The sequence below is a fragment of the Halobacillus karajensis genome, from assembly GCF_900108515.1.
Taxonomy (GTDB): Bacteria; Bacillota; Bacilli; order Bacillales; family Halobacillaceae; genus Halobacillus; species Halobacillus karajensis.
Genome location: NZ_FNWW01000002.1, coordinates 159,635 through 178,075, shown reverse-complemented (window position 1 = coordinate 178,075; position 18,441 = coordinate 159,635). Strand labels below are relative to the sequence as shown.

General features: G+C 40.8%; 17 protein-coding genes, 1 other RNA gene and 1 other annotated feature. Of the genes, 2 read left to right on the top strand and 16 right to left on the bottom strand.

The annotated features are described in order from the left end of the window. Positions 1-42: 42 nt before the first annotated feature. From mltG to BLW54_RS05765, 14 genes are all read right to left on the bottom strand, one after another. The gene (gene mltG / locus BLW54_RS05825; protein WP_035509261.1) at positions 43-1,167 is read right to left on the bottom strand and encodes an endolytic transglycosylase MltG; all 1,125 of its coding nucleotides are present in this window, start codon (positions 1,165-1,167) and stop codon (positions 43-45) included. Between the two features lie 288 nt (positions 1,168-1,455). After that, a complete protein-coding gene (locus tag BLW54_RS05820; protein WP_035509264.1) occupies positions 1,456-1,740 on the bottom strand; it encodes a DUF1292 domain-containing protein in 285 nt (94 codons plus the stop codon). A gap of 14 nt (positions 1,741-1,754) precedes the next feature. Further along, positions 1,755-2,171: a Holliday junction resolvase RuvX gene (gene ruvX / locus BLW54_RS05815; protein WP_035509265.1), complete on the bottom strand. Its 417-nt coding sequence runs from the start codon at positions 2,169-2,171 to the stop codon at positions 1,755-1,757. Next, positions 2,168-2,440 carry an IreB family regulatory phosphoprotein gene (locus BLW54_RS05810; RefSeq protein WP_035509268.1) on the bottom strand — a complete coding sequence of 91 codons (273 nt, stop codon included), beginning with the start codon at positions 2,438-2,440 and terminating at the stop codon, positions 2,168-2,170. The genes ruvX and BLW54_RS05810 overlap by 4 nt, the downstream gene beginning before the upstream one ends. Before the next feature lie 63 nt (positions 2,441-2,503). Next, positions 2,504-5,140, bottom strand: coding sequence for an alanine--tRNA ligase (gene alaS, locus BLW54_RS05805; RefSeq protein ID WP_035509270.1), 2,637 nt, complete (start codon positions 5,138-5,140; stop codon positions 2,504-2,506). Positions 5,141-5,223: 83 nt separating this feature from the next. Then, positions 5,224-5,433 (bottom strand) — a binding site (T-box leader). A gap of 44 nt (positions 5,434-5,477) precedes the next feature. Continuing rightward, entirely contained in the window at positions 5,478-6,545 is a 1,068-nt protein-coding gene (locus tag BLW54_RS05800) for an AI-2E family transporter (protein ID WP_035509272.1), read from the bottom strand. Positions 6,546-6,551: 6 nt separating this feature from the next. Continuing rightward, positions 6,552-6,728: a YrzR-like zinc ribbon domain gene (locus tag BLW54_RS20635; protein WP_089652618.1), complete on the bottom strand. Its 177-nt coding sequence runs from the start codon at positions 6,726-6,728 to the stop codon at positions 6,552-6,554. A 54-nt stretch (positions 6,729-6,782) separates the two neighbouring features. Beyond that, the gene (locus BLW54_RS05795) at positions 6,783-7,595 is read right to left on the bottom strand and encodes a TIM barrel protein (RefSeq protein ID WP_035509274.1); all 813 of its coding nucleotides are present in this window, start codon (positions 7,593-7,595) and stop codon (positions 6,783-6,785) included. Between the two features lie 23 nt (positions 7,596-7,618). Continuing rightward, positions 7,619-9,943, bottom strand: coding sequence for an SF1B family DNA helicase RecD2 (recD2, locus tag BLW54_RS05790; RefSeq protein WP_035509276.1), 2,325 nt, complete (start codon positions 9,941-9,943; stop codon positions 7,619-7,621). A gap of 15 nt (positions 9,944-9,958) precedes the next feature. Next, a complete protein-coding gene (locus BLW54_RS05785; protein ID WP_035509278.1) occupies positions 9,959-10,618 on the bottom strand; it encodes a tetratricopeptide repeat protein in 660 nt (219 codons plus the stop codon). Positions 10,619-10,704: 86 nt separating this feature from the next. Beyond that, entirely contained in the window at positions 10,705-11,817 is a 1,113-nt protein-coding gene (mnmA, locus tag BLW54_RS05780) for a tRNA 2-thiouridine(34) synthase MnmA (RefSeq protein WP_035509280.1), read from the bottom strand. 17 nt (positions 11,818-11,834) lie between these two features. After that, positions 11,835-12,974 carry a cysteine desulfurase family protein gene (locus BLW54_RS05775; RefSeq protein WP_035509282.1) on the bottom strand — a complete coding sequence of 380 codons (1,140 nt, stop codon included), beginning with the start codon at positions 12,972-12,974 and terminating at the stop codon, positions 11,835-11,837. An 18-nt stretch (positions 12,975-12,992) separates the two neighbouring features. After that, positions 12,993-13,412 (bottom strand): cysteine metabolism transcriptional regulator CymR, encoded by a 420-nt coding sequence (cymR, locus tag BLW54_RS05770; RefSeq protein ID WP_035509285.1) that lies wholly within the window; start codon positions 13,410-13,412, stop codon positions 12,993-12,995. Next, on the bottom strand, positions 13,366-14,049 hold the full coding sequence (locus BLW54_RS05765; RefSeq protein WP_074733417.1) for a YczE/YyaS/YitT family protein: 684 nt from the start codon (positions 14,047-14,049) through the stop codon (positions 13,366-13,368). Before BLW54_RS05765 ends, cymR begins: the two co-directional genes overlap by 47 nt. Before the next feature lie 118 nt (positions 14,050-14,167). On the opposite strand from BLW54_RS05765, the gene BLW54_RS05760 reads away from it, so the two are divergent. Both BLW54_RS05760 and BLW54_RS05755 read left to right on the top strand, forming a co-directional pair. After that, entirely contained in the window at positions 14,168-15,445 is a 1,278-nt protein-coding gene (locus BLW54_RS05760; RefSeq protein WP_035509288.1) for a replication-associated recombination protein A, read from the top strand. Between the two features lie 83 nt (positions 15,446-15,528). Next, positions 15,529-16,176, top strand: coding sequence for an RsfA family transcriptional regulator (locus BLW54_RS05755; protein WP_035509291.1), 648 nt, complete (start codon positions 15,529-15,531; stop codon positions 16,174-16,176). Positions 16,177-16,400: 224 nt separating this feature from the next. On the opposite strand, the gene ssrS is transcribed toward BLW54_RS05755, so the two are convergent. Together ssrS and aspS are read right to left on the bottom strand one after the other, a co-directional pair. Further along, positions 16,401-16,593: non-coding RNA, 6S RNA (gene ssrS, locus BLW54_RS05750), on the bottom strand. A gap of 66 nt (positions 16,594-16,659) precedes the next feature. Further along, the gene (gene aspS, locus BLW54_RS05745) at positions 16,660-18,441 is read right to left on the bottom strand and encodes an aspartate--tRNA ligase (protein WP_035509293.1); all 1,782 of its coding nucleotides are present in this window, start codon (positions 18,439-18,441) and stop codon (positions 16,660-16,662) included.

The window sequence follows — 18,441 nt, the reverse complement described above, 5'->3', positions numbered from 1 at the left end:
AGGAATGCGAGGTTTCTTTGCATTCCTTCTAGAAAAAACGGCTCAATTAATGTATTTTTTCTTCAACTTGTTATGTTCTTCTAAAGAATCTGCATAATGAATTTCTCCATCGCTATCTGCAAGGAAATATAAATGTTCATGTTCTTCAGGATTTGCAGCTGCTTGAATCGAGTTTTCATTGAAGTTCGAAATCGGCCCTACAGGCATCCCTGTAATATAATACGTATTATAAGGTGACTCAATTTCCAAGTCTTCATATAAAACCTTCTCTTTATGTTCCCCCTGGGCGTAAAGCACAGTCGGATCCGTCTGAAGTTTCATCTCTTTGTCTAATCGGTTCTGAAATACCCCTGAGATCATCTTCCGACTTTCTGCTGTTCTGGCCTCATTTTCCAACAAAGAAGCCATCGTAACAAGGTCATGGACGTTCTCAATCCCTTCTAAACCTTCTACCTGATCCAGATAAGGAAGAACAACTGACTGAGTCTTATCAAGCATTTTTGTAATGAGCTGATCAATTGTAGGATCCTCTACATAAACATCATAAGTTGCCGCAAACATATAGCCCTCCAGCGGGTAGCGGATATCATCATGAAGGATATCCGCTGTAAGCAATTGTGGGTATTGGTCTATAAGTTCCTGAACGTATTCTTCATCATTGACACGCTCCATAAACTCTTCACTTGTGAAAGAAAACTTTTCAGCGTAGATCTCTGCAATTTCCTCCAAGTTACGCCCCTCAGGCACTGTAACCTTAAATGCAGGTTCTTTAACTAATTTCCCTGTTTTCAATGTCTCAATAATCTCATTCATAGTCATAGAGGAAGTAAATTGATAATCCCCCGCCTGAAACCCAGATTCATTTTTGAACTTTGTATAAAAGCGGAAAATAAGATCATTTTTTATAATATTATTCTCTTCCAAAATGGAAGCTATTGATGAGGTTGATGAACCTAACGGAATTTCTACGTTAATCTGTTTATCATTATCGGGATCCACAGGTTCCAGGGCGGATTTCACATAAAAATAACCTGTTAGCCCACCAATAACAAGAGCAAGAACTAACACCGTAATAATGATGGCCACAATCTTTCTTACAGTGCTTGCTTCCTCTATTCTATTTTTTAACCTTTTCTTATATTGTTTCTTAAAGTCAGAATTCGACAACGGACTTCCCCCTTCCATCCGGTACATTATACTATAAAGTGAAAGAATCTTTCTACATATTCCCGTAAATTTCTACATGCCGAAAGGGTTATTCACATGCTATGTTTATTATTTTATACCCATCCTTTATATTTAAATAAATATAAGAAAACTTGAATTTACATCCCTAGGCGTTTAGTCTACAAATTAACATTAGGCATGAAAAATAATCTTCGCAAACATAGACCTATGTATGTTTGCGGGCATTAAATGAAAAAGCCTGCAGCTATAGCTGCAGGCTTCGGTTCCTTAGGTTAAGTCTTCATCAGTTAATGTGTTTAACATTTCTTCAACCATTTCCCACTCTTCATCAGATTCGATTTGGAATAAGGACAAGTCATCCTCTTCATTCCCTTTTTCTTCGTAACGGAATGCAAAGACTTCAACTTCTTCGCCATCTTTTTGTTCAGCCGGGATAACTGCAATGTAAGAATGCCCTGTTTTTTCTACATCGAATGTGAATAAGACCTCAAATAAATGCTCTTCACCATTCTCATCAGGAATAATAATCCGTTCTTCTTTCTCTAGTGCCATATACGACTTCCTCCTTATTGTTTCGAATCCAAGTAGCTTTGCAGAATCATAACAGCAGCCATTTTATCAATGACTTTTTTCCGCTTTTTCCTGCTGACATCTGCATCCAGCAGCACTCGCTCTGCTGCCATTGTTGTTAAGCGCTCATCCCACAAATGTGTCTGGAGATGAAATTCTTTTTCGAGCCATGCGGCGAAAGTTTGGCTGGCTTCTCCGCGGGGGCCGACAGTCCCATTCATATTCTTAGGGAACCCTACAACAGCCTCCGTCACTTCGTGATCTTGGAGGACCTTTTTTAACGGTTCCTTAGCCGTATTAAAGTCCTGTTCGTCCCATCGAAGTGTAGTAAGCCCCTGTGCCGTCCAGCCAAATGCATCAGAGATAGCAATTCCTATCGTCTTTTCGCCGACATCCAATCCTATTATTTTCATTCAACGCCCTCTTTATTCTCTTTGATGTAAAATTTAACCAGCTCTTCAATTAACTCGTCTCGTTCAATTTTGCGAATTAAGTTTCTGGCATCCTGATGACGAGGAATATAAGCAGGGTCACCTGAAAGCAGATATCCGACTATTTGGTTAATCGGATTGTACCCTTTCTCTTGTAATGCTCCGTAAACAGATAAGAGTACGGATTGGACATCTTGATCAAACGGTTCTTCTGAGAAGTTGAACCTCATCGTTTTATCCATTGAGCTCATTACAGTCACCTCGCACTTTGTAGTATTTACTTCATTATATACCTAAATCTCTTCCAAGAAAAACTAGGCGTTTTGACTTGCATATTCCTTTGCGTATTGCAACGCTTCTGGAATTTTAGAAGCATCTTTTCCACCTGCCTGCGCCATATCTGGACGACCTCCGCCGCCGCCTCCGCAACGGGTAGCTGCTTCTTTAATTAATTTTCCTGCATGATATCCTTCTTCTACTAAATCATTCGATACTCCTGCAATCAATTGAACTTTATCACCGTTCGGTGCTGCTAACAGAATGATTCCCGAGGTAATCTTTTGTTTTAAATCATCAACCATCGTTCTCAATGCATTCATATCTTTTACATCTACTTGTTTAGCAAGTATCTTCACACCATTGACTTCTTCCACATCATCCATGATGTTGGATGCTTCCATATTCGAGATCTTCGCGCTTAATGACTCCTTTTCCTTTTGGAGATCTTTAAGTTCTTTATGAAGAGCTTCAATTCTTTCCGGTACTTGATCCGGCTTCGTTTTCAACTGTTCACCCGCTTGCTTTAGCAATGCTTCTTTACCATTCATGTACATGTAAGCATCCTTAGCTGTTACAGCTTCAATTCTTCTTGTACCAGCACCGATTCCTGATTCGGATACAATCTTGAAGAGACCAATTTCTGCTGTGTTTAAAACATGACATCCTCCACAAAGCTCGAGACTGTAATCACCAACTTGCACAACTCTTACTGTATCCCCATACTTTTCACCAAAGAGAGCCATTGCACCTTTAGCTTTGGCTTCTTCAATCGAACTCTGTTCAATGGTAACAGGAATAGATTGCCAAATTTTCTCATTCACGATGGCTTCAATTTTTTCCATTTCCTCATTAGTCACAGAACCGAAATGGGAGAAATCAAAGCGTAAACGTTCTGGTTCTACTAAAGAACCCGCCTGATTGACATGTTCACCCAAAACGTCTTTTAACGCTTGATGCAAAAGGTGTGTAGCCGTGTGGTTCTTTACAATGAATGATCTTCCACCACGGTCAACTTCTGCTTGAACCGTCGCTCCCTTTTCAATGGATCCCTGTTTGACTATAGCTTCATGCATATGCTGGCCGTTCGGTGCTTTTTGAACATTTTTAACCTCTAGTAAAGCTGTGTCAGTTTTCAGATAACCACGATCGGCAACTTGTCCACCACTTTCAGCATAGAATGGTGTTTCTTTAAGGAATAGGTAGACCGTGTCCCCTTCTTCCGCATAATTACTGAAGTCTTTCCCTTTAATCATTTCTAAAAGTTTTGTTTCCACGTTGAGCACATCATAACCGATAAAGCTGCTTTCCACATGAACCTCTCCAAGGACCCCTTCCTGGATTTGCATGGAATCAGCTTTCTGCCGGGCACTGCGAGCGCGCTCACGCTGCTTTTCCATTTCTTCTTGGAAACCTTCTTCATCAATTGAAAAACCAGCTTCCGCTACATATTCCTCTGTTAGCTCTTTAGGAAATCCATACGTATCATACAAGCGGAAAACTTCTGTTCCAGGAAAAACACTGCTCCCTTTCTCTGTTTCTTGTTTCATAATCGTGGAAAGAATCTGAAGTCCTTCATTTAACGTTTCATGGAAACGCTCCTCTTCCGTTTGAATGACATTCTGAATAAACTCTTCCTTTTTCTTCACTTCCGGGTAGAAATCGACCATGATTTTGGAAACCTCAGGAACTAGTTTATACATGAAAGGCTTGTCAATACCAATCTGCTTGGCAAAACGGACCGCACGTCGCAACAATCTTCGGAGAACATAGCCACGCCCTTCATTAGAAGGTAAAGCTCCGTCACTGACTGCAAAAGTAACGGTCCTCATATGATCTGCAATGACTTTAAATGAAGCATCCGCTTCCACACTATCCCCGTATTTTTTGTTAGCGATATTTTCAGTCGCTTCGATGATCGGTTTAAATAGATCTGTTTCAAAGTTCGTTTCCGTGTCTTGAATCACACAGACGATTCGTTCAAGACCCATGCCTGTATCAATGTTCTTTTTAGGAAGCGGTGTGTAAGTATCATCAGGGTTATGGTTAAATTGAGAGAAAACAAGGTTCCAAATTTCAAGGTATCGTTCATTTTCTCCGCCAGGATATAGTTCTGGATCACTCGGGTCATTGCCATATTTTTCGCCACGGTCATAAAAGATTTCTGTGTTCGGCCCACTTGGCCCCTCACCAATATCCCAAAAGTTCTCTTCAATCCGGATAATTCGCTCCTCATCCAATCCAATCTTATCTTTCCATATTTGATAGGCTTCATCATCTTCCGGATGGACAGTTACAGAAAGTCTCCCTGGATCAAATCCAATCCACTGATCTTCCGTAAGGAATTCCCATGCCCACTCCATGGCTTCTTCTTTAAAGTAGTCTCCAATAGAAAAATTCCCAAGCATTTCGAAAAATGTATGGTGACGTGCTGTAAAGCCTACATTTTCTATATCATTCGTACGAATCGACTTTTGTGCGTTTACGATTCTTGGGTTCTCTGGGATCACACGGCCATCAAAATATTTTTTTAGTGTAGCAACACCACTATTAATCCAAAGCAATGTTGGATCTTCGTGAGGCACAAGTGATGCACTTGGTTCGACTGTATGCCCCTTTTCTTTAAAAAAGTCAAGGAACATTTGGCGAATATCTGCTGATGTTAATGATTTCATTATGAATAACCTCCTTAGTGAAATACAGGAATAGAGACCGTACAGGACGAAGAAAGAACAAAAAAACCCGTCTCTGCCAAATCGGCAGGGACGGGTTTTGATTCCGCGGTACCACCCTGTTTATAGACATGATGTCTATCAGCTCAGATGCCTATAACGTGGCATAACTACGGCGGGAATTAACCGCACTCCGGAACAGCTTTCAACAATCTTCATGTAATGCGTCTTTCAGCCTAGAACGCATCTCTCTGAACATGATAGAACTGCTTACTTTCTTCCTTCAACGTGTTCTTCGTCCAAATAGTCTTTGATAAGCGTAATTATAGATAACTGTCGATCATCTGTCAATATTCAGCCTTCCTGCCCGAATTTCTTCTACAATCACTTTCAAACAAGTTAAGACAGGTACGGCTAGAATAAGTCCAGGTATTCCCGCTATTTCTCCCCCAACCAATAAGGCCAAAATAATAAACAATGGGTGGATATGAATGCTCCTCCCCATTATATAAGGGGATAACAAATTCCCTTCAATGACTTGAATCACCAAAATGATGAGTAATGTAAAGATCATTGTGTTTATACTGACCGTCAAGGAAACGATTAAAGCAGGTCCTGCCCCGAGCAATGGACCGAAATACGGAATAATATTTGTAAGACCTGCAATTAATCCTAATACAAGCGGATAGGGGAGATCAATAAACCAGAAACCAGCTGTTGCTAATACCCCAACAAATAGGCTGATCAACAACTGTCCTCGGATATAGCCGCCTAACGAATGGTTTAATTCTCTTACAAGCCGCTTGGCTTCCTCATGAAATCTACATGGGAATAAATTCAACGTTGATTTTCCAATACCCTTGTAATCTTTCAGAAAATAAAACGTCATTACGGGAACCACAGCAAGCAGAACGATCATATTGAAAACACGTGTGAGACCGGCAAGAATCGCCAAAACCTTACCGCTTATCCATTCTTCAAAACTTGCAAAACGTTCATCCACTTGATGATGAAGACCGTCAGGCAGTTTTTCGGTTTGAGCATACAACTCCTTTGTCCAATCCTGATAGGATTCCATCAAGAGCGGCAAATGCTCATTCAATAGTTTAAGTTGATCAAGCAAACGAGGAATACCTTTGTACAAACCAAAAGCCGTCAATGAAAAAAAGAGGACAAAGATGAGCAGAATACTAATCGTTCTTGATAAACCCATATCTTCCAAACTATGCACAAGCGGGTGTAGCAATAATGCTAATACAAGTGCAAGGAGGAAAGGCAAAACCACCTTCCCTGTAATAACCAACACGTGGTCATAATAAGGAAATAACCAGGCTAGTAGTAAGAGAGAAAGTAAGATAATAAAAAAGATGGTGAATCTCCGCAACCATTTCGAGGAGCGATCACTCATAGATCATCAAGATCCTTGTTGGTAAAAAATGTCATTCAGTGAGCTTAAACTACCATCTTCCTCGATTTGGTTAATATTCATTTTTCCATCTTCTATCGTTAATTCAAGGCAACAATTCCAACAATAGTATTGCTCATTGCCAATCTTGCCAAGGTTTTTATTGTTGCAGTTCGGGCATCTCATCGGACATACTCCTTTTTTACCAACTAGTATGTCCATGAAAATAAGATTCATACATTACTTGATGATGTCTTTTACCCAAGAGATTCCTTCTTGAACTATCTCTTCTGAGGGATGTGAATGAGGAGTATGCTCAAAAATAAAATACTTATCCTTTCCTTCAGCAAGTAATTCCAGACATGGCTGCATATCATATGCTGCCCCTTGGATAACCGGATCAGGGTGGATAGGTACCCAAATATAGTGATTTTCTATATATTGAACATTATGCATATGTACGACCTTGGTAAATGGAAGCAAAGGAGAGATGTAATCCTTCCACTCCCTCCCCGCAGCCACCATATAATCACCAATGTCTATACATATACTTAACCCATATTTCCCCCATACTTCCATTGGGAAATCCTTTAAATACTGAATTCCCGCAGATGATTGATGGTGCCCAAGCTTTGGTTCACATACGATTGTAACTCCATACGACTCCTGAAGATTATGTAAAAATTGAAGCCCCTCCTCGATCTTTTCATGGGTGGACTTCGCCTTTCCTTTAAAATATGGAAAGTGGACCAGAATATAAGTAGCCCCCGACTGCACCGCTTCCGCTACTTCTGCTTCGAACATTTTCCTAGCAATCGCCGGTGCTACTTTTACTTTTTCTATAAGATCATACTTACTATTGTGTCTGAAATGAGGAACATGAATCCCAAAAGTGATAGTATGATCGTGTGCCATATTTAAAAAGGAGGAATAAGCTTGCTTATCTTCAAATTCACCTATTTCTATATGGGGCAGCCCTTGGTTAAAAAGTTCATGAAATCGTTTATAGTTGGATAGAATTGTACTTCCTGACATCCCTAACCTGTGTGCCATGACCGATTAGCCTCCTCCATCTTCTACATAAAATCATAAGGAGAAAGTTGTTCTTCCTCTTCCGGTTCAATCTCTTTAGAGGGCTCCTCGTTCAACTTCTCTTTCAACCTCGTGTACCTCGTATCAGTATCGGTCGTCCCTACACCACTAAGAAAGGCTTCCCTGTCTCCACAGATAATTAATGACTGTTTCGATCTAGTAATAGCAGTATAAAGCAAATTTTTCCTTAACATACGACGGTAACTGCGTACAACTGGAAGAATGACGATTGAAAATTCACTTCCTTGTGATTTATGAATGGACGTACAATAAGCATGCATAATGTTGTTCAAATCTTTTTTTGGATATACCACTTCTTTACCTTCAAAATCGACTACGACTTGTTCAACTCCATCTATGTTTTCTTCAGCGCGGAAAATCGCTACAATTTCCCCTATGTCCCCATTGTAAACCCCATCTTCAGGCTGATTTACAAGTTGAATGACTTTATCCCCTTTTCGGTATGTCACTTCAAAATGTTTCAAATCACGTTTTTGCTTACTTTTAGGGTTTAACACCTGCTGAATACTTTCGTTCAGTTTATGAATGCCTACATCTGTCCGATACATCGGAGCAAGCACCTGGATATCTTTTAACTCATTTCCTTTTTCTTTTGCTTTTTGAACTATGTTTGTGACTAGATCACTCAGCTGATGTTCTTTGGCTGGTATAAAGCTGAAATCATGATCTTTTCCAAGCGAAGCCATTGTACAGGCATCATTCTTAATTTCATGTGCCAGCTGAATAATTTTAGAGCCCTCTTTTTGACGATATACTTCTGTCAGTTTAATTGAGGGAAGCTTTCCCGAAGCTAGAAGATCAGCAAGCACTTGTCCAGGACCTACGGAAGGAAGTTGATCTTCATCCCCAACGAGAAGCACCTGCATACCATCTGGGATAGCCCTGAATAATTGGTTAGCGAGCCAAATATCGACCATGGAGAATTCATCCACAATCAGCACATTGCCTTCCAAAGGATTGTTTTGATTACGTTCAAACGAATCATGTCCATCCCACCCGAGTAGACGGTGGATCGTACTTGCCGGCAATCCTGTGGACTCCGTCATTCTTTTGGCCGCTCTCCCTGTCGGAGCTGCCAAAACAAACGGAAAAGGTTTATCACTATCATACTCTTCCGGATCAATAGAGACATCATTCAGTTCAGCATACGAATGAATAATCCCCTTAATGACAGTCGTTTTTCCTGTGCCCGGACCTCCCGTTAAAATCATCAACTTCGAGTGTAGAGCTTTTTCAATGGCATTAAATTGATCTTCTCCATAACTCATCGCTTCCTCTTCTTCTAAATCTCCGATAATTTTCATTAAGTCCGCTTGCGTATGTTCAACCTCGACATTCTTTTCTTGAATTCGGTCTACGTGATTGCAAAAACCGTTTTCTGCAAAATATAAAGAAGGAAGGTAAATTCTATCTTCTTCAATATAAACTAAACGTTCTTCCCCAAGATGAATGAGCTGCTCTGACAATTCTTTATAGGTTATCGCCTGTTCTATTCCTTGATTTAAGAGCTGTTCGACTTGAATAAGACACTCTTCCGTTGGTAAATAAACATGACCAGAGTTCATACTTTTTTGCATCATATATAAACATGCCGCTCTAATCCTTGTTGGATGGTCATGAGCTAGATTTTGAAATCTAGCCATTTCATCCGCTCGATGAAAACCGAATCCCTCGACATGAAAAACAAGTTGATAAGGGTCCTCCTCAATAATCGCCATCGTTTGATCTTGGAAAGCTTCATAAATTTTTTGTGACAATTTCAGGCCAAACCCATATTGAGATAAGTGAATCATCACATGTTCGAACCCTTGATGCTCTTTTAATGAGTTATAAAGCTGATCAGCTTTTTCCTTTGGTAACTTCGGCACAGCATCCAGCACATGGCGATCTTCAAGAATTTTGGTGATCGATTGCTCCCCAAGCTCATTAACAATCCGTTCAGCTGTCTTTTTTCCAATACCATGAAAAAGGTCACTGGATAAATAAAGGACCAGTCCATCTTTGGTTTCAGGCAATACCCTGTTGTACATTTCCACTTCATATTGCCGTCCAAATTTCTTATGATTCTTAAATTCCCCATGGAAGATATAGGTCTCCCCCTCTTCCAACGGAGAAAAATGTCCTTTAATGACAAGGGTTTTTTCGTTGAAGTCTTCATTTGTTTCTTTAACTTTAATGGAAGCAATCGAAAAATGTTCGGACTCATTATGAAAAATCATCCTGCTTAATTCCCCTTTGACAAAAGGGCGTTGTTCCTTCGATTCATGAAAGAGCGATTGTTGAGTCATGACCATCGTTCTCCTCTACTCGTTTAAAGCTTGTTCTACTTGGCCTTTAGCATGAGCTGCCAACATATGTTCAGGATTAATTTCCAATGCTTTAGAAAAATGCTCAAGTGCTTTAGTTGCTTTCTCCTTGTGAAGAGCAACTACTCCAAGGTTGTAATGGGCGTCACTATGCTGTGACTCTAATTGTAGCACACCGGACATGACTTGTTCAGCCTGATCAATCTGACCATTTTGAGCAAGGCAAAGCCCATATTGAAATTGAATATCTACATCATCCGGGGCCAGCTCGGCCGCTCTCAAAAGGTAAGGGAGCGCCAGCTTCACGTATTCTTGATGAATAAATGTCATCCCTAACATAAAGTGAACATCCGCTTCATCCAACCCCTGTTGTACCGCCTGGATAAACTGTTCTTGGGCTTTAGTATATTTTTCTTGCTCATAAAATACATTTCCTAACCCGTAGTATGCAGTTGCGGCTGTATTATCAATTTCAATAGCCCGGTTAAAAAATCGTTCTGCCCGCTCATAATCGTTCATATGAGTCAATAGATTACCAAAATTGATATAACCCACAGGCTCTTTAGGATTTTCTTCAATAGCTTCTGTAAATAGTTTAGCAGCCTCTTCATAATTGTGATTTTGCATTTGTTCAATTCCTTGCTTTAATTTATCCATCCTAAATCTCCCCTTTCATTTATTGAACAGGCTTATGCCCCATAAAAAAGTCATGTCCTTTTTCTACGGACATGACTTTTGTGTACCTATCCTACATAATTGATGGCTTCATGATCTTTCAAAACGGTATCGATCGTGGCGCCGCCAAGACATACCTCACCATCATATAATACAACTGCTTGCCCCGGGGTGATGGCCCGCTCTGGTTCATCAAACATAACCTTCCATTGACCATCTTCCAACGGGTAAACCGTTACACCGCTATCTTCCTGACGGTAACGGAATTTAGCTGTACATTTGAATGGCTTTGTCGGTACTTCTCCTCTAGTCCAACTGGCTTCCGATGCAATTAAACCATCAGAGTAAAGGGCGTCATGATGGAACCCTTGCCCTACATAAAGAATGTTGTCTGCTACGTTTTTTCCAACGACAAACCACGGATCTCCCGCACCGCCGATACCAAGTCCCTGGCGTTGACCAAGAGTGTAATACATTAAACCATCATGTTCACCTTTGATTTCACCATCAAGAGTTTCCATGTTGCCCGGTTGCGCAGGTAAATATTCACTAAGGAATTCTTTAAAATTACGTTCACCAATAAAACAAATACCGGTCGAGTCTTTTTTCTTCGCTGTCGCAAGTCCGTGTTCTTCAGCAATGGCACGCACTTCTTTTTTCTCCAAATGCCCAAGAGGAAACATGACTTTTGAAAGAACTTCCTGTGACAATTGGTTTAAGAAGTATGTTTGGTCTTTGTTATGATCTACAGCACGCAGCATTTCATAAGTGCCTTCATGCACACGCACTTGTGCATAGTGACCAGTAGCTAAATAATCAGCTCCCAAGGACATCGCGTGATCCATGAACGCCTTAAATTTAATTTCTTTATTACACATCACATCAGGATTAGGAGTTCTTCCTTTTTTATACTCATCAAGGAAATAAGTGAAGACTTTGTCCCAGTATTGTTTTTCAAAGTTAACCGCAAAGTATGGAATATCCAACTGATTACATACACGGATCACATCTTCATAGTCTTCCGTCGCTGTACAAACTCCAAATTCATCTGTGTCATCCCAGTTTTTCATGAATATACCGACAACATCATAACCTTGCTCCTTCAGAAGAAGAGCTGCGACTGATGAATCGACACCCCCACTCATTCCAACGACGACACGTGTATCTTTAGGATCTTTCATTTTTTCACCTTCCTTTATCAAGTCAGTCGTTTAATGACTTGACTGACTCTTGTAGCTGCTTCTACTATATCCTCTTCATTATTAGCAAATCCAAAGCTGAAACGGACCGAATTCGTTGTTTTCGGATGCTCGGAACCGAACATCGCTGAGAGGACATGGGACGGCTCGACAGAACCTGCTGTGCATGCACTTCCACTTGAAGCTGCAATTCCCGACAGATCAAAGTTCGTTAATAACGTCTCCACATTCATCCCTGGGAAACTGATGTTTACAATTGATTCGATTGTACTTTCTTCAGACCCGTTCACTTCAAAAGGAACTTCTTCCTCTTTTAGTTTTTGCAAAAATAATTCCTTATAATGAAGATATTTTTCTTTATAAGTCGAACGTTCGGCTTCGATGATTTCAACAGCTGTCTGCAATCCTTTAACCGCTGGTATATTTTCCGTACCAGCCCTTCTTTTCCTTTCTTGTTCACCGCCATATTGCAGGGATTCTAATATTGTGCCCTCACGGATGTATAAAAAACCTATCCCTTTTGGTCCGTTGATCTTATGGCTAGAGACTGCCATCAAATCCACACCGAGGCTGGTTACATTTATATCCATAAGGCCATAAGCTTGAACAATATCGGAATGGAAATAGGCTTGATGTCCTTGTAGTAATTCAGCCACTTCATTAATAGGCTGCATAACTCCCGTTTCATTATTGACCATCATAATAGAAACAAGAATGGTATCTTCACGCAAGGCATCTTTGACATCCGTCACATGAATGCGTCCATTTTCATTTACAGGGAGGTAAGTGACCTCAAATCCCTGAGACTCCAAATATTCGACTGCATGTAATGTAGCATGATGTTCAATCGTAGTGGTAATGATATGCTTGCCTTTAGAAATATTCGCACGAGCTGTCCCGATAATGGCTAAATTATCGGCCTCCGTTCCTCCACTCGTAAATACGATTTCTTTCTCATTCGCTCCAATCCCATAGGCAATTCTCCTACGACCTTCGTCCAGAATCCGTCGCGCTTTTCTTCCAAATTGATGCACACTTGAAGGGTTGCCGAAAACTTCCTTATATACAGGCATCATTTCGGCAATGACATTTGGATGGACCGGTGAAGTTGCTGCATGGTCCAAGTAAATTGATTTCATTTTTGAACCTCCAACTCTTTAAATGTAAAACATGTACGCATCCTGGGTTTGATCGTCGACATGGTCTTTTAAATCTTCCAGGGTTGTTGTATCTAATACGTCCTTAACAGCATCTCTAACTCTTTTCCATAGTGCTTGTTTAGCTGGTTCTTCATCTTCAATTCCTTCAACAGGAGTAATAGGGCCTTCCAACACACGAATGACGTCCCCTGCTGTAATTTCATGTGGCGCTTTTGTCAGCATATAACCTCCATAAGCACCGCGAACACTTTTAACAAGACTCGCATTTCTTAATGGAGCTATCAGCTGCTCCAAATAATGTTCAGATAAATCATTATCTCTTGCTATCTGCTTCAAGGAAATGGGGCCATCACCGAATTTCCTTGCCAGTTCAATCATGATGGTTAGCCCGTAACGGCCTTTGGTAGATATCTTCATACAAGTCACCCTTCATTATTAAATACTGTAGCCATAATTTCGCCTGGGGTAACGTATACCCTACAAATGTACCTAAAAACAAGGCGGTGAATACCGTACCTGCTCCTACAGGGCCCCCAAGGGCAAACCCTAATATGGCTACGATGATTTCAATTCCGTTTCTAACAGAAGCCACTTTCCATCCTGTGGCTTTCGTAATCAACAGCATCAAGCTGTCACGTGGACCTGCACCAATGTCAGGTGCGACATAAATACCAATTCCAAGCGCAATGACAAATGTTCCTGCTATAAAAATGATGAATTGCATAATTAAGGTTTCAGGTTCTGGAAGAATCCAATTAAAAAAGTCAATAAATAAACCAATGAGGACCATATTCAATAGTGTCCCCACTTGGGGCCATGTTTTTTGAATAACCGAACTTACAGTAACGATCAACAGGCCGGCTATGATCGACCAGGTTCCTACAGTCAGACCAAATTGCAGAAACAAACCATAGTGAAAGACATCCCACGGACCAATCCCGAATTCTTTCACCTGCATCGTCATTGAAATGCCTAGACCTAGGATGACTAATCCGATAAAGAAAAAGCTCCAACGAAGGAGATTTCTATGCTTTTCCTTAATGAAGTAACTCATTGTCATCCTCCTCTCTCTATTATACCAAACGCTATTATAGCATGAATGGCAAGTCTCTTGCATTTTAACGAAAATCATTCTACGCTTACATTCATAACCTGCAAAAGGAGAATGATTAATGAGTCAGCAACCACTCGCTTTTCGTTTGCGACCTTCCAATATAGAAGAAATAATCGGACAATCCCATTTAGTAGCCGAAGGCAAAACCATTTATCGTATGATTAAGGCTGAGCGCCTAGCATCAATGATCTTGTTTGGCCCTCCCGGCACAGGAAAAACCTCTATGGCAACAGCCCTTGCCAAAAGTCTAAACCTCCCACACAAAACGTTGAATGCAGTAACAGACAAGAAAAAAGATATGGAAATTGCTGTAGAGGAAGCCAAAATGCATGGGCGGCTTGTTCTAATTCTAGACGAAGTACACAGGCTTGATAAAGCGAAGCAGGATTTCCTTCTTCCCCATTTAGAAAGCAACCGCCTGACTATGATCGGATGTACCACAAGTAACCCTTACCATTCTATAAACCCTGCTATTAGAAGCAGGTGTCACTTATTTGAGTTATACCGGTTAACATCGGAAAACATGAAAGAGGCCATCCTTCGCGCCTTAAATGATCCCGACAAAGGATTAGGGGCTATGTCCATACAACTAACTGAGGAGGCACTTAATCACTTTGCTCAGTCCTCCAACGGTGACTTACGTTCCGTATTAAACGGTTTGGAGTTAGCCGCTTTTTCAACACCTGCTGATGAAGAAGGTGTGGTAAAGATTGATCTACACGTCGCCGAAGAATGTATGCAGAAGAAGAGTTTTACTCACGATAAAGACGGGGATGCCCACTATGATGTACTTTCAGCTTTTCAAAAATCCATACGAGGGAGCGATGTGAATGCTTCTCTTCACTATTTGGGGCGGCTTATTGAAGCAGGAGACCTCGATAGTATTGCTAGAAGATTAGTAGTCATTGCCTATGAAGACATTGGTCTTGCGAATCCACAAGCTGGCCCTCGGACACTTTCAGCTGTCGAAGCTGCAGAAAGAATCGGCTTTCCAGAAGCACGTATTCCTTTGGCGGTTGCCGTAACAGAACTTGCTTTATCCCCAAAATCCAATAGTGCATACAAAGCACTGGATGCTGCATTATCTGACATTCGAAATGGAAAAAGCGGGGAAGTACCTGCACATTTAAAAGACTCTCATTATAAAGGGGCCGAAACATTAGGAAGGGGATTAGATTACAAATACCCGCACAACTATGAAAATGCATGGGTGGATCAACAATATTTACCAGACTCCATTAAATCGCGTACCTATTACGAGCCGAAACGGACTGGGAAATTTGAACAAGCCTTAGAACAGGTTTATAGCAAAATTAGAAAGCAAAAGTCTACTTAAGTATAAATCCCCGCCTTCTTGGCTACACTACTACTAAATCTGACAAACTATTATCTTCAAAGATTAAATTAGGAGTGGTGAATATGCCTAAAGTAAGACAAGATGCTTGGTCTCATGAAGACGATCTTTTATTAGCCGAAACAGTACTCCGTCACATTCGTGAAGGAAGTACACAATTGAAAGCGTTCGATGAAGTAGGGGACATTCTGAACCGTACTTCCGCTGCTTGTGGCTTTAGATGGAACGCAGAAGTACGTCAAAAATATGAACAAGCTGTTGAGTTAGCTAAAAAACAGCGCAAAGAGAAAAAGAGGAAAGAAGCGAACCAGCAGCCTGCTTATCAACGAAAACAAGCACCTGTTCTCTATCAGCCTGAAGAAGAAGAAGAGGATTTCTTACTTCCTGAACCTATGACGGCGGACGTTCATAACGTGAAAAGGGATAACCATCAACAAGAAATAGAATTAGAAGATGTCATTTCCTATTTAACCCATTTAAAAGCAGAGACTACCGATTCAGACCGGTTGTCTGAGCTAGAACAGCAAAACAAAAAGCTTGCGTCGCAAAACCAAGAACTAAAAAGCAAATTGGAGTCTATGACAGAAGACTATCAAGCACTCATTCAGATTATGGACCGAGCAAGAAAAATGGTCATGTTTGATGAATCAGATGCTTATAAACCGCAATTCCGTATGGAAAAGAACGGGAACCTAGAGAACGTCGCCCGATAAGAGTAAATACTCAGGGCGCTCTCCTTCGTCTGACATGCTTAAGACATGCCTCTCATGCTTTTGGTGACAGAGATGTTTATCTTAAGGCTTCAAGGGAGATGCTTTTTCACTATGCAATCGCTTATAAATTCCTAGATAAACATAAAAAGGAGTTTCCTGTTCAGGAAACTCCTTTTTATGTTCTCTTTTCTCTATTTCTTATAAATAAAAAAAGAATTAAAAAAACCAATCCCAATTGTGCCGTTGCATCATGAGTTTTGAACCCGCTCTAGGCAGGTGGGTGCCCTGTTTCACATTTCTTGCGTCCTCCCATCAATGATGGTTAAGAGGCATGCATTCCATGTGAAAACTCCAGGCTCCCGTTTCAAAAATGTTCGGTCAAAACGTACATTAGAACAACGTACACATCAGGATTGATTTCTTTAATTTTGTAATGCCATCTTAGCATATAAAAATGAGGGAATCAACAATTAACCTTCACTTTTATTTTTCTGAGTCTGATTGACTAGATCGCTTTAATTGAAGATGAAGCTCATCAAGCTGTGAGTCGCTGACCGGTCCAGGAGCATCCGTCATTGGGTCTTGAGCGGACGCTGTTTTCGGGAATAAAATTGTATCTCTTAGGTTCGTCCGTCCTGCAAGAAGCATGACAAGCCGATCTAAACCAAAAGCAATTCCGCCGTGCGGGGGAGTTCCGTATTCCAGTGCCTCCAACAGAAATCCGAATTGGTCATTGGCTTCTTCTGAACTAAATCCAAGCACTTCAAACATTTCCTGCTGCATTTCTTTTTGGAAAATACGTAAAGAGCCTCCACCAAGTTCATAACCATTTAAGACAATGTCATAGGCTTCCGCCCGAACATCTTTCGGATTCTTTTTTAATTCATCCATACTTCCATCAGCAGGCATAGTGAATGGATGGTGAGCAGCATGGTACCGTCCTTCTTCTTCATCATACTCAAACAATGGCCAATCCGTCACCCAAAGGAAATTGTACTTAGATTCATCAATTAAATCTAAACGGCGGGCAAGCTTCTGCCGCAGAGCCCCTAAACTGTCTTGGACCACAGAGGTTTTATCGGCTACGAATAGCAGCAAGTCTCCATCTTTTGCTGCCAATTTTTCCTTAAGTAAAGCTGTCTCTTCTTCCGAGAAAAACTTGGCAATCGGTCCGTTAAATTCTCCATCTTTTACTTTAAGCCAAGCTAAACCTTTTGCTCCATATACTTTGACGTCTTCTGTCATTTTATCAATGTCTTTCCGTGAAAACTCATCTGCTTTTCCTTCAACATTAATCGCACTAACCTGACCACCTGAGGAAACAGCACCACTGAAGACTTTGAAACCTGAATCCTTTACTTCGTTTGAAATGTTCACCAATTCCAACGAGTAACGTGTATCTGGTTTATCGGAACCAAACCGCTCCATCGCTTCATCATAAGGCATGCGTGGGAAAGGGATTGCTATTTCCTGCTCCTTCACTTCTTTCATTACACGCTGCATCATACGCTCGGTCATTGCCATAATATCTTCTTTAGAATAGAACGATGTTTCAATATCGACTTGAGTAAATTCCGGTTGACGATCTGCTCGCAAATCCTCATCACGGAAGCAACGAACAATTTGGTAATACTTCTCAAACCCGGACATCATTAACAACTGTTTAAAAAGCTGAGGTGATTGAGGCAAGGCATAAAATTCCCCCTCATGGACACGACTTGGTACGAGATAGTCACGTGCTCCTTCCGGTGTACTTTTCGTCAGCATTGGTGTCTCCATGTCCAGAAACTCTTCTTCATTTAAAAAGTTGCGAATAGCCTGAGTGGTATTGTGGCGTAATTTAAATGTTTCTTGCATTTCTTTTCTTCTTAAGTCCAAATAACGATATTTGAGACGAAGGTCTTCCGATACTTCAGACTGTTCCTCAATCATAAATGGAGGCGTCTTCGCCTTGTTAAGAATAGACATCTCATGGGCCGCCACTTCAATCTCTCCTGTTCCCAGATTAGGGTTGATAGTTTGAGCATCACGGGCCACTACATATCCTTTTACTTCAATGACATATTCACTTCTTACTTTTTCTGCTGTCTTCAGAGCCTCCCCTGATGTTTCAGGGTTAAATACGACTTGCACCAAACCAGAACGGTCTCTAAGGTCAATAAAGATAAGACCGCCAAGATCACGGCGTTTTTGTACCCAGCCTTTTAATATAACTTCTTGTTCTAAATGATTCTTACGTAACGATCCACATGTCGTTCGTTCCAT